Origin of the sequence: Thermoactinomyces vulgaris (assembly GCF_003688725.1) — a bacterium.
GTDB classification, from domain to species: Bacteria; Bacillota; Bacilli; order Thermoactinomycetales; family Thermoactinomycetaceae; genus Thermoactinomyces; species Thermoactinomyces vulgaris.
This window is the reverse complement of the sequence record NZ_REFP01000011.1, coordinates 24,465-41,275: the sequence shown is the minus strand read 5'-3', so window position 1 is coordinate 41,275 and position 16,811 is coordinate 24,465. Positions and strand designations below refer to the sequence as shown.

Here is a 16,811-nt window from a genome sequence, read left to right as displayed (position 1 = left end):
GCGTTTACAAATCGGAAAGCAAGTCGGAAATATCCTCCAGCTCCTCAAACGTCAAATCTTTGGAACTAAAGTCACTGGGGGTCCATTCTTCTTCTTCTTTGGATACGCAATGCCCGATGAGCCGGCGCAACTGACGAACAAACTCTTCCGCCAAACGGGCCACGGTTTCGAAACGGTAAACATGCTGATGATACTGGAAGTTCATCTCCAATCGTTGATCCATCACTTTACCGTAAATATTCAGCAGATAAGGGCTGGTCGACAACGGACTGAACTCATCGCCCGTCGGCATCGGGGAAATTTGGAACCCTTGGTCTTCATTTTCCTGATCGAACTGCCCCAAATAGTTGAAACTGATCTCCGGTTTCAGGTTCCAGGTCATCCCTTCTTTTTTTACGGGGGAAGTCAGGTATTTCAAAATCCCGTAACCAATTCCTTTATTGGGAATCTTCCGCAATTGCTCTTTCACCTGCTTGATGGCATCCCCTTCATGGTCTGTATCCAGATCAAAAACAACCGGAAACGCCGTCGTAAACCAACCGATGGTGCGGCTTAAATCCACATCTTGCACAATCTCTTCCCGGCCGTGCCCTTCCAGATTGACGGCCACCCGTTCCTGCCCCGTCCACTTGCGGACAGCCAAGACCAGTGCGGTCAACAACAGGTCATTGATTTCGGTATGGTATGCATGGTGCACTTCGGTAAGCAATTGTTTCGTTTCTTCTTCGGTCAGTTCCACTTTGATGGTGGCGTGATCCATGAGGCGCCGCTCTGTCGGCAGGGTGAAATCCCTCGGCAGGGCCGGAACATCCGTATTTTCCACCTGCTTCCAATAATTCAGTTCGGACAAGGCTTGTGGTGAATCGGCATAGTCGGTTAACTTTTTGCTCCATTTTTTAAAAGATGTGGTTTTCTTGGGCAAAACAACCTCCTGGTTTGCGGAAACCTGTTGATAGGCGGTTGCAAAATCCTCCAGCAGAATACGCCACGACACACCGTCCACCAGCAAATGGTGAAGAATGATCAACAAATGATCCCCTTGGCAGGTTTTAAACAATCCCAATTGGATCAATTTGCCCTGGTTGAAATCATGGTTCCGCTGCAATTCATTGGCCATGGACTTAATGTGCGATTCCGGATCGTTGACATGCCGCAAATCAAATTCATAAAGGTTGAAAGACTCCCCTTCTGCCAAACCCCGGTTGATCTGCACCCATTTTTCGCCATCCTGCTCAAAGCGCATTCTCAGCGCGTCATGATGTTCCACCAGCTTGGAGAAAGCTTGATGCACCCGGTCTTTTTGCCAGCCATCCGGATGATAAAGCATCATCGATTGATTCCAATGATGGGCATTCATAAACTCCTGCTCGAAGAACCAATGCTGGATCGGGGTCAGCGGGACTTCCCCCTCGACGATCCCCTCATCATCCGCCGATTCGACCGTTTGTACATACGGTGCCAGTTCATAAATGGTGGGATGGTCGAACAGGTCGTTGATTTTCAGTTTGTAATCCCATTGATGCAACCGGGATACAATCTGAATGGCTTTGATCGAATCCCCGCCCAGTTCAAAGAAGTCATCATGAATCCCGATCCTTTCCAAACCGAGCACTTCTTTCCAGATTTGAACCAGCTTTTTCTCCGCTTCATTGGTGGGTGAAGTGTGTTTCTTACCGGTTTGAACCATCCCGTCCGGTTTGGGCAACGCTTTCTTGTCAATTTTTCCATTGGGGGTCAGCGGGAGTTGTTCCAGTTCCACAAAAAACGCAGGAACCATGTACTCAGGCAACTCTTCCATCATATACCGGCGCAATTCCGGAACCGACCAGGAATCCTTGGCCGTGAAGTAAGCACACAAATACGACGTCCCGTTTTCATTGGTCTGCGCCACCACCGCGGCTTTCTCCACACTCGGGTGTTTCAGCAACCGGTCTGTAATTTCGCCCAGTTCCACCCGGTGTCCGCGAATTTTCACCTGTTCATCAAACCGGCCCAGATACTCGATGTTTCCATCCGCCAGCCACCTTGCCATGTCCCCCGTCTTATACATTTTCGTCCCGGGGACAAACGGATTTTCCACAAACTTTTCCGCAGTTAACTCCGGACGGTTCCAGTAACCTCTGGCCAGCCCTTCCCCGCTGATGCAAAGTTCACCGGGAACCCCGACCGGCTGCAGTTGATGGTCTTTGTTGACAATGTACACCTGCTGATTGAAAAAAGGCTTTCCAATCGGTGTTTTATCCGAAGAATCGTCAAGCTTGGCGTAGGTCGTGCATACCGTCGCTTCCGTCGGCCCGTAGGCATTGATAAATGTGCGGCCGGCTCCCCATTTACCAGCCACCCCCGGGCTGCATGCTTCGCCTGCACTGATGATCGTTTCCAGATCCGGCAATTCTTCATGCGGGACGGACTGCAATACCGACGGCGGCAATGTCACATTGCTGATCCTTTTTTCTTTCAAATATTTCACCAGGTCATTCAAGAGCACCATTTTTTCTTCCAGATACAGGGTCGCCCCGACGGTTAAGGTGGGGAAGATTTCGGCAACCGATGCATCAAAACTGATGGATGCAAACTGTAAAACACGGCTGTGCTCACGGATCTCGTAAGGTTGGGCAATTTGCACCAGATTGCAAAGGTTGCGGTGCTCAATCATCACCCCTTTGGGTTTTCCCGTCGAGCCGGAGGTATAGATCATGTAAGCCAGATCGCCCGGCTGGTTGATGACCGGCAAATCGGAGGCGTCTCCCCTCATCAGTGACGGGCTGATCACCAAAACATTCCCCCGGTAACCGGCCGGCACTTGCAATCCCGGCTGCACCAACAACAATTTGGCCTGGCTGTCCTCCAACATATACTGAATTCGCCCGGCCGGATAATCCGGATCCACGGGGAGATATGCGCCACCGGCTTTTAATACCGCCAAAATGGAGACGATCAACTCCGGCGACCGGTTCATCATGATCCCGACAATCTGTTCGCGGCCGATTCCTTTGTTGCGGAGATTTCTCGCCAGTTGGTTGGCTTGTTCATTCAACTTTTTGTAAGTCCAGACTTCTTCTTTGTAAACCAGCGCCGGGTGATCGGGGGTTTTATTCACCTGTTGTTCGAACAACTGCTGAATCACGGCTTGTTTCGGATAGTCCGTCTTTGTGCGGTTAAAGTCCACAAGCAATTGCTGTTTCTCTTTTTCCGAGACAATTTCCAACCGGTCCAAAGGCGTTTCCGGATTCTCCATGATTTGTTCCATCAAGGTTTGCAGATGCAAAATCACATGCTGCATGTCGGACTCTGTATACACTTCCGTATCATACTTCAGCTTGATCAACCATTCGTCCCCGGGGTAAATGATCAATCCCAACCCATAGCTGTCCTGTTCAAACGCATCCAAACCGGCGATGGAAAATCCGAGATCTTTCTCTTTGCTTTTTAAAGCCTCCATGTCCAGCGGATAGTTTTCAAAGGCCATAATGTGATCGAACAGCTGATTAAACAATGGGGTGTTGGCCTGAATCTCCGCCAACGACGCATAATGGGCTTTTTCCGCCTCCAGAATTTCGCGTTGGGTCCGCACCAACAATTCGGAGAACGGTTCGTTTTCCTGCCGGCGGATCCGCACCGGGACCGTATTGATAAACAGCCCGACCATTTTTTCCACTTGCGGCAGGTCCGACGGCCTTCCGGATACCACGGTTCCGAACACAACATCATCCGTATTGTTGTATTTCTGCAACAACACTCCCCAGATCGCCTGGAAGAACGTACTCGGTGTCACATGATATTTTTGCGCCAACATCGACAACCGGTCGCTCAAATGGCGGGGAAGGCGGAAACTGACCTCTTTCTTTTCCAGTTCAAAATCGGTCTTCCTCCCGATGCCTTTGCTCAAAACGCTGGCTGTCTGTTCATAACCGTGCAAATAATCTCTCCAGAACGCTTTGGCTTCTTCATGGTCTTGTTCTTCCAGCCACCGGATATAATCCCGGTAAGGAGCCATTTTTTCCACTTTGAGCGTGGCATGCTTCATCCGCGCCCGGTACATGTCCAGCCAATCTTCCAACAACAGGCCGATGCACCAGCCGTCAAACAAGATGTGGTGAAAACTCCACACAAAGTGGTAACGTCGATCGCCCAATTTGAACAACGCAAAGCGGATCAACGGCTCATGCAAGGTGGCAAACCCTTTTTTCCGGTCCTCCCGTTTAAACCGGGTTAAGAAAGCTTCTTGTTCCTCTTTGGATTGATGGCTTAAATCCACAAACCGGAACGGAACTTCAACCTCTTTCAACACGGTCTGGAACGGTTGATTCAATTTTTGGTACAAGAAAACCGTTCGCAACACATCATGCTTTTGAACCAAATCATCCAAGCTCTTTTCAAAAGCGGCAAAGTCCACTTCTCCGTCCAAATCGATGTAAAACTGCTCAAAATATTGGATCCGTGTTTGGATCGCATGAAACAAAATCCCTTTTTGCAAAGAAGAGAGCGGATAAATATCATGAATGTTCTTCGGATCCAACACCGAACAAATCTGTTCCAGTTCACGAATCGACAGATCCCTGGCGCTGAAATCACTTGGTGTGCGAACCGGTTCAGCTTGCTTTAAACAGTGACGGACACACCGGGTCAAATGTTCCAAAAAGCGGCGTCCCACCGTCTCAATGGTTTCCCTGCGGAAGAAACGGTGATTGTATCCCACCCGGACTTTGAATTTGCCGTCTGCCACCATACTGTTAAACGTAAGCACATGCGGTTCCGGCGTCAGCGGGCTGAACCAGTCTCCAGTGGATATGGAGCCAAATCCCAATCCTTCTTTTTCAAACTGCCCGAGATAGTTAAAGCTGATCTCCGGTTCGAGCGCAAAGGACAAGTCTTGTTTGTGGTCCAAAGAGGTCAGATAACGCAGGATTCCGTAACCGATTCCCTTTTCCGGAACATGGCGCAACGTTTCCTTGACGCTTGGAATCACACGGGACAACTCCGTCTCATTCAGCTCGAAAACAACGGGATACATGGTGGTAAACCAACCCACTGTCCGGTTTAAATCCACACCGTCAAACAATTCTTCCCGGCCATGTCCTTCCAGATGAAGCGCCACTTTCGATTGTCCCGTCCATTCATGAACAGCCAACGCAAGTCCGGTCAACAACAGGTCGTTCATTTCCGTGTGATAAGCCTGATGTGCTTGGGTCAGCAGTTTCCTGGTGAGCTCTTCATCCAGCTCCAATTCGATCTCCCGCATGTCCCGATGGAGTTTTTCCCCGGTCCATTCCTCATCTTTGGGCAAAGCCGGCACGGTTTGTGAACAAACCCGCTTCCAATAACTTTTTTCTTTCAACATCTTTTTACTGTTTGCAAATTGAAAGAGTTGTTTTGCCCAAGTTTTAAAGGAACTGGTTTTTTGGGGCAACCGGATCTCCTCATGTTTGGATGCCAGATCATAAGCCGTTTGGAAATCTTCCAACAGAATGCGCCAGGAGACGCCGTCCACCACCAAATGATGAATCACCATCAGCAAGTAATCCCCTTCACGGGTGTGAAAAACCCCCAACCGGACCAGCGGGCCGTTTTTTAGATCGATCCCCTTCTGCAGCTTGTTCGCATATGCTTCGATGTTTGCCGGTTCCGATCCGGTCAAATCGAATACATCCAAGGTAAACGCCTGATGTTCCAAGGGTTGATTCGTCTGTTTAATTTCACCGTTTGTGAAATCATACGTCATCCGGAGCGCATCATGATGCCGGACCAACCCCTGGAATGCCTGACCGACCCAAGCCGGGTTCCATCCTTCACCGGAGAAGAGCATCATGGCTTGGTTAAAGTGGTGCGGCTCCTCGGATTGAAGGGAGAAGAACCATTTTTGAATCGGAGTCAACCGGACGTCGCCGGAAACCACTTCCTCTTCCTCCATCCGGGAGACACCGCGCCGGATAGAAGGAGCGAGTTCCGCGATCGTGGGATGACGGAACAACTGCTTGGTTTCCAGTTTCATTTGCTGCTGGTTCAACCGGGCCGCAATCCGGATCGCCTTGATTGAATCACCGCCCAGCTCAAAGAAATTGTCATGGATTCCGACCCGTTCGGCCCCCAAAACTTCCTTCCACACTTCGGCCAACAAGGCTTCGGTTTCCGTTGAAGGCTCCACATATCCGGCCGAAACTGCCTTGCGCAAATCCGGTTTTGGCAATGCGCGTTTGTCGACTTTCCCATTGGCATTTAACGGCAGCGAATCCATTTGGACAAAATATCCGGGCACCATGTAATCCGGCAGTTTTTTCTGCAAGTTTTGCCGCAGTTTGGAAACATCGATTTCACCTTCGGCCACGCAATAAGCGCATAAGTAAGATTGCCCTTTTTCATCCCGGTCCATCATCACAAAGGCTTCCCGGACCGCTTCTTCCTCCAGCAACTTCCGTTGGATCTCGCCCAATTCAATGCGATGTCCCCGGATTTTGACCTGATCATCCAAACGGTCCAAATACTCAATCGTGCCATCCGGCAACCAACGCACCAAATCGCCGGTTTTGTACATGCGCCCGTACGGTGCGAAAGGCTCCCGTACAAACCGCTCTTCCGTCAGTTCGGGGCGGTTCAAATATCCTTTGGCCACCCCGTCTCCGCTGATGCACAGTTCGCCGGGCACCCCGACCGGCTGCAATTGGTTCTCGGAATTCAGCACATAAAGCCGGGTGTTATGGAGAGGTTTCCCGATCGGAATAATTCCCCGCTCGATATGCTTGAACCCAACCGGACAATAGGTAGCGAACACGGTGGTTTCTGTCGGCCCGTACACATGAACAACGCGGTCCTCACCCAAAAACTCCACCGCTCTTTTCACATGGGAAAAGGAGACTTTTTCCCCGCCAAACAAAATTTTCCGGACGTTTCGCAAACATTCCAAATCCAAGTCAACCAGGGTGTTAAACAACGCCGTCGTGATAAAAGTGACCGTGATTTGTTCTTCCCGGATCAGCCGGGATAATTGATTCAAATCCAATAAAGCTTCTGTGGAGACCAAGGTGAGTTGCGCTCCGTGCAACAACGAAATGTAAATGTCAAAAGTCGATCCGTCGAAAGCATAATTGGACAATTGCAACACGCGATCCGAAGGATCCATTTCGATATATCCGTTATTAAACATGGTCCGGATCACGTTATAGTGCATGGTTTCGATGCCTTTGGGCGTACCCGTGGAACCGGAAGTGTAGATGATATACAGGACGTCTTCCGGGGCGTTGATATTCGGCAAATTTCCGGGATCCTCATCTTTCCAAACGTCCGGAGACAATCCGGCCACCGTCCCTTGATAAGAAACGGGAGCGGAAATCCCGGGTTCCACCAACAACATGGATGCCTGACTGTCTTCCAGCATAAACCGGATCCGCTCATCCGGATATTCGGGATCAATCGGCAAATAAGTTCCTCCCGCCTTTACAATCGCCAACAGGCTGACCATCATCAAGGGGGAACGGTTCACCATCAAACCGACGACACTTCCCCTGGTGACCCCTTGTTTCCGCAACCAACGGGCCATCCGGTTGGCTTCTGCATTCAACGCTTGATAAGTCAGGACTTGATCGCCCATTTTGACCGCCGGCCGATCCGGCGTTTTCAGCACTTGCTCCTCAAACAACTGCTGAATGGTCTTCGTTCCGGGATAAGGAGCATCCGTCCGATTAAATTCGGTGACAAGCTGATGGCGGTCTTCCGGCGGGAGCAATTCCACGTCTGCTAGGCACTGCCCCGGATCCTTGGCGATTTGTTCCAAAATGTATAAAAAGGATCGGATATATCGTTGAATCGTTTTCCGTTCAAAAAGACGCGTGCAATACTCCACATGAAAGCGGACGGTGTCAGCTTCTTCCTTTGCTTCCCATGTCATGTCAAACATCGATTGTTTCCAGGGCAACGGCACACTTTTCACGTCCGCTCCGGGAATCCGGACGGCGGCTTCCTCCATGTTTTGCAAAACAAACGCGGTGTCAAAGAGCGGATTGCGGCTCCGGTCCCGCTCCAATTGCAACGCCCCGATGATTTCTTCCAACGGATAATCGCCGTTTTCATAAGCTCCCAGCACCCGGGTTCTGACTTGTTGCATGTAACCGGCAAAAGAAAGTTCCTTTTTGGGCTGTGAACGAAGCGGCAAGGTATTGACAAACATTCCGAAAACCGGTTCCATCCAGGATTTTGCACGTCCGGCCACCGGGATTCCGACAATGATGTCTTCTTGTCCTGACAGTTTGGAAATCAACACCTTGTATGCCGAAAACAGCATCATAAACAAGGTGGCATTTTCTCTTTGCCCGATTTGCTTCAGGCGTTCCACCAATGCCGGTTTCACTTCAAAAGAAACTTTATCTCCGGCAAACTCCTGAACCGGGGGCCTCGGATAATCGGCCGGCAATTCAAGGACCGGAATCTCTCCTTCCAGCTGCTTGAGCCAATACTCTTTGCGGCGAAGGCACTCTTCCGAACCTAGCCATTGTTGTTGCCACAAGGCATAATCCTTGTATTGTTTGGAAAGCGGCGGAAGCTCCTGTCCTTGATACAGCGCACCCAGTTCACGGTACAAGATTTCTTCCACCGAGATTCCGTCCGAAACGATGTGGTGCATATCCAACAACAGGTAACAGCTCTCTTTGGCATGAATCAGGGCAGCACGAAGCAAAGGAGCTTGTCCCAAGTCGAACGGCCTGATAAAATCTGCGGCAATCCGTTTGACTTCTTCCTCCGAATCCGCGTGGAACATCTCCCACGTTATCTCTGCTTCGGCATGAACTTTCTGCACCAGTTCTTCATCCACCCAGTGAAAAGAAGTCCGCAACGCCTCATGCCGCTGAACCAATTGTTCCACCGCCGATTTTAACCGCTTTGTGTCAACATTTCCCTTCCATTCCAACAGCACCGGTGTGTGGTAAGTGGTGCCGATGTTTTCCATCTGTTCCACTGCATACAAGCGTTTTTGGACGGAAGACACCGGATAATACTCTTTTTCCTCTGCCCCCTCCCATTCATCCGGGATTCTCCCTTCCGCTTTCCGGATTTGAACGGCCATTTCCCGTAAAACCGGATTTTCAAACAAAGCCTGAATCGAAAGCTGAATCTGAAACTCTTCCCGGATTCTTGACACCAGGCGCATTAACTTGAGGGAATCCCCTCCCAAATGGAAGAAATGGTCCCCGGTTCCGGGCTCCACGTGCAAAATCTCTCTCCAAAGCCGGATCAACGTTTGTTCAGTCTCATCGGTGGTTTTCACCATCTCCCGGGTGGCGGCGACCTCCGCTTCCGGCAACGGCAAGGCTGTTTTATCCACTTTTCCGTTGGGAGTCAGCGGAAAAGCTTCCAAATGAATCAGATGGGATGGAATCATGAAGTCGGGCAATTCCTGCGCCAAGTGTTTGCGGATGTCTTCTTCCTCCCATCCTTCCCGCGCCGTGAAATAGCCGACCAGCCGATTTTCGCCGTATTCATCCTTTTGCACCAAGACCAATGCATCTTGAATCAAAGGATATTCCATGAGGCGTTGTGTGATTTCCCCCAGCTCAATCCTGAATCCACGGATCTTCACCTGATCATCCAACCGCCCCAAAAACTCGAGCCTCCCGTCCGGAAGCCAACGGACCAAATCGCCGGTTTTGTACATGATTTCACCAGGTTCATGGGGATTGGGGACAAACTTTTCCCATGTCAGGTCGTCCCGGTTCAAATAACCGCGTGCCAAACCGGCCCCGCTGATGCATAACTCCCCGGGGACGCCAATCGGTTGCAACTCGTGATTTTGATCCAAGACATAAACACGGTGATTGGCAATGGGTTTTCCAATCATGACCGGTTCGCCGTGACGGACGGTCCCGCTGGTGGTGACAACGGTGTTTTCCGTCGGCCCGTAGTTATTCACGATTTGATACGTTTGCGGAACCACTTTTTGCAGCCGGTCTCCACCGACCAGCAGGGTTTTTAAGCAATGGTTTTTGAGCTCCATAAATTGCTCTGCCACCTGCGTCGGCAGAAAACTTACCGTTACGCCTTTTTCCTGCATAAAATCATTGAGCTGCCGGATGTCGTAACGCAATTCCTCTTCAATGACATATAACGTCGCCCCGGCCACCAACGGCGGGAAAATCTCCCACACGGAAGCATCAAATCCAAAACCGGCATATTTGGTGCACCGGTCTTTTTCGGTGATGTGAAATTGTTGATTATGCCAATAAACCAAGTTAACCAAGGAAGAATGTTCGATCATCACACCTTTGGGTTTTCCAGTGGAACCCGATGTATAAATCACATAAGCCAAATCATCGGGCCGGACCGTCGATGGCAAGGGGCGCACTTCCCTGGTTACACTCCAATCCATTCCCGCCAAATCAAATACCGGGACATCCGCCGCCAAATCGCCGGACGCCGTTTTCAAAGACAGTAACATTTTGGCATGGCTGTCGCTTAACATATACGAAACCCGCTCCGGGGGATAATTGGGGTCCACCGGCAAATAAGCGGCTCCGGTTTTCAAAATCCCCAAAACCCCCACGATCATTTCCAAAGAAGGCGGGACCATGATGGCCACAATATCCCCTTTTTCAATCCCGTGATCCCTTAATGCCATCGCCAACAGATCCGCACGCCTGTTCAACTCCTGATAAGTCAGGCTGACCCCTTTGAATTCAACGGCGGTCCGGTTCGGCGACTTCATGACCCTCTGCTCAATCAGCCAGTGTACCGTTTGGCCGTCCGGAAACGCCCGGGTTGTTTCATTAAACTTTTTCAACAATTTCTTTTCTTGTGCCGTTACAATTTGCAGCTTGGAAATTTCCAAACGGGGCTGGCTGGTGACACTTTCAATGATTTGTTTCAGATGATGACCGGTCGCTTGGACCAACCCGCCATCATACCGGTTCGGATCATATGATATCCGGATGGTCAGGTATTTGGCAGGAATAAAGGTGACAATCAATCCAAGCCAGGGCGAATGCTTTTTGATTTCATAAACGTGGCTTTTATATTTTTTGATCCATTTTTGGTATTCAAAATCGTGCTTGGAATAGGAACGGTCAGCGACCACCACCAGATGGTCCAAGGCTTTTTCTTCCATCCCCGTCGCTTCATGAAACTTGGAAAGCGGAAATAAATAAAAATCAGAATGGACATTCGTTTCAGATAAATGTTGAAAGAGCTGGTGAAAGGTTTGAAAATCATCTTTGACACGGAGCAATCGGATTTCCGGATCGCAAGCAGAAACCTTCTTTCCGGAATGGTCGGCAAATGCAAACAAAACTTCTTTCTCTCCGCTGTATCTCAACAACAAACTGCCCCATACCCCTTGAAGCAACGAAGACAAAGCCCCTTGATACCTTCTGGATAACGCATAAAAACTTTCCGTGACGGACCGGCTCAGTCTGATTTCATAATGCTCCGTTGCTTCGGTCTTGTCCCCCATGTTTTCTTTGCCGGCCCATGTTTTCCTGGCGGGAATGAACACGCCCCCGTCATAGCCGCTTAACCATTCATCATAATACTTCCTGTGCTCACTCCATCGTTCCTTAACATTTGCCTTTGTCATGATTAACCTCCAATTTATATAAAACTTATAATCTATTTCAATTATTTTAAAAAGGCAAAACTCATTTTATCCAAACATCCACCTCTTGTCAATGAGACAATCATGAAATTACAAAATATAATATAAAATTATATTAATAAAAAATGTTTTTTTAGGATAAGATGCAGGTATTTCACTTATAATACCGAGGTATGTATCCTTTAAAAAATGGTATACTTATATTTTTAAATATACAGCATTTGGGGATTATGAAATATCATACTAATTCTTTTCCATCACTTTGAATTCTCCTTCCTGATTCATACAAATTTCTCATTGCACTCCGGATATCGAAAGAGATTGCTTTTGATTTGAAAATTGTTATACTAATTGAGTATGAATCCAGACATTCCGTTTTGACGGGAGGAGGAGATTCCATGGCATGGGCTTATTTGATCATCGCCGGAATCTTTGAAGTGGTATGGGCCATCGGACTTAAATACACTCAAGGATTCACCCGGTGGTTTCCATCCCTTGTCACCATTGCGGGAATGATCTTCAGTTTTTATTTTTTGTCCCTCGCCCTCAAAGCTCTGCCCATCGGCACCGCCTATGCGGTCTGGACAGGGATCGGCGCTTTGGGCACGGCAGTGATGGGGATCTTTTTGTTTGATGAACCCCATGACTGGATGCGTTTATTTTTTTTGTTCCTGATTCTGACCGGAATCGTCGGCTTGAAAGTGACATCCGCCGGTTCATAGCAAAAAGCCGTTTTTTCTTAGCCGCGCAAAATAAAAAAACCGTTATCCTTGAACAGGATACGGTTTTTTATTCACTCCGTTAATCAGCTTTCTTTTTTGTCATACACTTCTTCTTCATTGCTTTCCTTGTCTTCACCGGCCGGAACACGCGGCTCAGCCGGTTTTTGATCCTTTCTTACCAGCGGTGCCAGGTATCGTTTTACAAAGAAACCGGCAAACAGTGTCACCACCAATGCCTTGATAATGAAAATCAACAATTCAACAGCCACTGGTATGACGAGTGAGTTCATCAAATCTGGTTCTTGCAGCAATTTTTACCCTCCCAATCGAACATCAATCACAAGAATTGATGGATATTATATCAAATCTCATCCCTTTTACATAATCCGTTTGAATAAGTTCACCAATTTTTAATGATTAAAGATCGCATCGGCCGGCACTTCCAAACAAAATTCCCCATATTCCGGCGCCGAACGAATATAAAAATATATAGAATTTTCTCTATTTTTGGTATAATTAAATGTGGAATATGAAAAAAAGGGGGGTTCAACCGCCACATCCAAAACCGTTTTTCAACCGGAACCCGGGGGACTTTGATCATCATCTTTAAGGGGTGGATGGCATGTCTGATCAATTTGGCAGTGTCACCGGGATTGATGTTTCCCATCATCAATCGGTCATTGATTGGCAGAAAGTCAAAGAAGATCCTCAAAACATTCAATTCGCTTTCATCAAAGCCTCCGAGGGAGAAACATTCACCGATTCACAATTCTCCAATAATGTAAAAGGGGCGCAGGCCGCAGGAATCCAAGCGGGTGCTTATCATTACGCCAAGTTGTTAAGAGGAAAAGCAGAGAAAGAAGCGCAGAACTTTGTTGATAAACTGAAACAACACCAACTGGATCTCATGCCTGTTCTCGACCTGGAAGAAAAAAACACCGATATGACAGCGGACGAAATCGCCGATTGGGTGCTTGCCTTCGCTGAGCATGTCAAAAAAGAAACGGGCGAACAAGTTCTGTTATATACTTTCCCCGATTATATCAACCGGTTTAACGGCTTTAACAACCGTTTGAAGGACATGCCGTTATGGTTGGCGCATTGGAGAGTGGACAATCCAAAGTTGCCCTCAACAGGCGGCTGGGAAGAAATCACCTGCTGGCAGTATACGGACAAAGGGAGTGTTTCGGGAATCATGGGGGACGTGGATATGGATAGAGCCAAATCGCTCAAAGCACTGAAAAGCAAAAAAGGATCGGACAACCCCCCGCCGGAAGAACCGCCCAACCCGCCACAATCCCCGGAAGACGACAAAGACTGGCACGTTGAACTGATCGCCTCCGGTTCAGGATCTGTCAATATCAGCTTCCAATTCAAAAAAGGAAATTCAGACAAAGAACCCGCACCTTCCCCGGAACCGGAACCCGATCCCGACACGGAACCGGAACCCAAGCACGAAATGATCGATGATTACCCTTTTAAGAACAACAATCCCGGCGATGTGGACCCATGGGGTTTTTATTACAGGGAATGCGTCTCCTTTGTCGCTTGGCGCATCAATAACAATCTCGGGATTCCGTTCACCAATGACATGACCGGTCCCAACGGGAAAAAAGGACATTGGGGAGACGGCAGGCATTGGGATGAAAACGCAAGACAGATCGGTTACAAAGTGACCCGTACTCCAAAAGTCGGAGCCGTTGCCCAATGGAACAAAGGAAACCTCAACCATGTGGCCTTTGTCGCCGAAGTGAGCAGCGACCAGAAAACGGTAACGGTCGAAGAGTATAACTGGGACATCCGTCACGGCTACGGAACACGCCAAGTTCCGGTCGACCGGATTGACAATTTTATCCATATCAAAGAATAATAGGCTAATAACCGGCTTCAGCATCCCGGTTTTTGCATAAGAAAACCGGGATGCTTTTTGGGATCATCTCCCGATAAAAATATACTTTGAAAAGAAAGCTGCATCATGCTCATAACCGAAACTTGTCTTTAATCATTTTGGCGACTTTTTCAGCTTCCAAATTTGGATTGTTTATTCTAATGTAGTTTTTCTTTCTGATCTCTCCTTTCAGAGAGTTCAGACGATGTTTTTCAGCAGTCTGTTTTAAATCAAGTTCCGATTGGGTTATATTTTTTTTCGACGGTTTCTGTTCAAGTCTGTGGGGCGTTTTCTTCCGTTCAAGCCTTACTTCAAGATCCGCTTCCAGTTCCACAAAATAAACAATCCCGCCCTTGGATTCGAAAATGGAACAAATGTGATCAACATAATCCCAGTCTCTTTGTTGATCAAACGCCCAGACATACGTGAAAATGATTCCGTATAAATCACTTTCCAACGCCGCTTCAAAGATCTCTTGGCGAAACCGGTCCGATAATCTCCATGTTTCAGGACCAAAGCCAAAAAACGGATAAAGCAACTCCAGTGTCATATGATTATGAAAAAGCTTCAGTTTTGTGATTTTTTCCAGCTCTTGACCGACTGTCATTTTGCCGACGGCCTGCGGCCCGAATATCAAAACAAATTTCATTCGTCCCCTTCTTTCAACCCGTTTATTTTTCAAAAAGGCTCGCCGCCCCATCCACAATAAATGAACTTCGACCAGACGGTTTCTCTTTCACATGATAAAAAAACCGCAGCCTTGAAAATTCAAAAGCTGCGGTTTTCTGTGCGGTTTAGCTCCGGTTAAACTTCCATGATAATTGGCAAAATCATCGGACGACGACGGGTCCGCTCAAACAGAAATTTGCTTAATGCATCCCGGATGCTCGTTTTGAGCGAAGCCCATTCGCTGACATGTTCTCTCATGCATTTTTCCATGGTCAATGCCACAATCCGGTTCGCTTCATCCAATAACTGTTCGGATTCCCGAACATAAACAAAGCCTCGCGAAATGATATCCGGCCCTGATACGATGGTGCCGTTTTCTTTGCTTAAGGTCAGCACCACGACCAAAATTCCGTCCTGAGATAGTAATTTGCGGTCTCTTAATACAATATTGCCAACATCACCAACGCCCAAACCGTCAACCAATACTTTCCCGGTCTGAACCTTGGGCCCGTATCGGGCACGACCACCTGAAATTTCAACCATATCTCCGTTGTCACAGATAAAAATGTTTTCCGGGCTTACTCCTACAGATTCGGCAAGTTGGGCGTGAGCACGCAACATACGATACTCACCATGAATCGGAATAAAGTATTTGGGTTTCATTAAATTCAGCATGAGCTTCAGGTCTTCCTGAGACCCATGCCCCGAGACGTGTACATGCGAAGTCGTGCTATACACAACATCCGCCCCAATCCGGAATAATTGATCGACGGTGCGGCCGATCAATTTTTCGTTGCCCGGAATGGGTGTGGCGGCAATGATCACGGTATCACCGGGTAAAATTTCCACTTTGCGATGAGATGCGTTCGCCATGCGTGTCAGCGCTGACATCGATTCCCCCTGACTTCCTGTGGAAATCACCGCCACCCGATTGGCAGGCAAACGATTGATCTCATCCGGGTCAATGATCAAATCAGAGGGCACATGCAAATACCCCAACTCCGATGCAATATTGACCACATTGACCATGCTGCGTCCCACCACAGCCAGCTTTCGACCGTACATATGGCATGCGTTCACCACTTGCTGGATGCGGTGAATATTGGACGCAAAAGTAGCTACAATCACCCGTTGCTTTGCTTTACGGAAAACTTCGTTAATCCCTTCACCGACCGAACTTTCCGATCCGGTAAATCCGCTGCGCTCCGCATTGGTGCTGTCAGATAATAAACACAATACCCCTTTTCTTCCAATCTCAGCCATTTTATGGATATCCGCAGCGTGTCCATTCACCGGGGTCATGTCAAATTTAAAATCTCCCGTGTGAACAACGGCTCCTTCCGGTGTATGAATGCAAATACCGACGGAATCAGGAATACTGTGATTTGTATAAAAAAAGGTCGCTTTCAGTGTAGAACCCAGTTTGATTTCCGATTTACCGTTGATGATGTACCGTCTCGTGTCATTTAACAGATGAGCCTCGCGCAATTTATGCTCAACCAGTCCCATCGTCAATTTCGTGGCGTAGACGGGAACATTGAGCTGACGCAAAATATACGGCAACCCGCCGATATGGTCCTCATGACCATGCGTCAAAAGAATCCCGCGTACTTTATCCTTATTCTCAACCAAGTATGTGATGTCAGGTATCACGATATCGATTCCCAGCATTTCCTCTTCCGGGAACATCAAGCCCGCATCAATCACAACAATGTCGTTCTCATACTGCACCACATACATGTTTTTTCCGATTTCATCCAACCCACCGAGTGCAAAAATGGATAATTTGCCTCGCTGGTTTTTTGTCAAACTGTTTACCTCCTATATTCTGTTGTCTTTAACTGAAACCGCACAATTACCACTTGTCCCTTATTATATACGATGAAAAAATGGATATGCAACCGGATCTTTTGTTGAAAAAAGTCAATGACAAACAAAAAACCTGCCTGTTTTTTCA

At 48.1% G+C, this 16,811-nt stretch carries 6 protein-coding genes; 2 read left to right on the top strand and 4 right to left on the bottom strand.

Features of this window, described 5'->3' with window-relative positions:
* Nucleotides 1-4: 4 nt before the first annotated feature.
* Complete coding sequence (locus ATH33_RS10660; protein ID WP_282957133.1) at nt 5-11,593, bottom strand: non-ribosomal peptide synthetase; 11,589 nt, start codon at nt 11,591-11,593, stop codon at nt 5-7.
* A 380-nt stretch (nt 11,594-11,973) separates the two neighbouring features.
* On the opposite strand from ATH33_RS10660, the gene sugE reads away from it, so the two are divergent.
* On the top strand, nt 11,974-12,297 hold the full coding sequence (gene sugE / locus ATH33_RS10655) for a quaternary ammonium compound efflux SMR transporter SugE (RefSeq protein WP_037996453.1): 324 nt from the start codon (nt 11,974-11,976) through the stop codon (nt 12,295-12,297).
* 83 nt (nt 12,298-12,380) lie between these two features.
* Here the strand turns inward: sugE and ATH33_RS10650 are convergent, their stop codons facing one another.
* Nucleotides 12,381-12,608 (bottom strand): hypothetical protein, encoded by a 228-nt coding sequence (locus tag ATH33_RS10650; RefSeq protein WP_037996451.1) that lies wholly within the window; start codon nt 12,606-12,608, stop codon nt 12,381-12,383.
* Between the two features lie 311 nt (nt 12,609-12,919).
* Here ATH33_RS10650 and ATH33_RS10645 point away from each other — a divergent pair, with 311 nt between their 5' ends.
* Entirely contained in the window at nt 12,920-14,167 is a 1,248-nt protein-coding gene (locus ATH33_RS10645; protein WP_052186787.1) for a GH25 family lysozyme, read from the top strand.
* Nucleotides 14,168-14,276: 109 nt separating this feature from the next.
* On the opposite strand, the gene ATH33_RS10640 is transcribed toward ATH33_RS10645, so the two are convergent.
* Nucleotides 14,277-14,834: an AAA family ATPase gene (locus tag ATH33_RS10640; RefSeq protein ID WP_037996506.1), complete on the bottom strand. Its 558-nt coding sequence runs from the start codon at nt 14,832-14,834 to the stop codon at nt 14,277-14,279.
* Between the two features lie 155 nt (nt 14,835-14,989).
* Nucleotides 14,990-16,663 carry a ribonuclease J gene (locus ATH33_RS10635; RefSeq protein WP_037996450.1) on the bottom strand — a complete coding sequence of 558 codons (1,674 nt, stop codon included), beginning with the start codon at nt 16,661-16,663 and terminating at the stop codon, nt 14,990-14,992.
* Nucleotides 16,664-16,811: the final 148 nt, after the last annotated feature.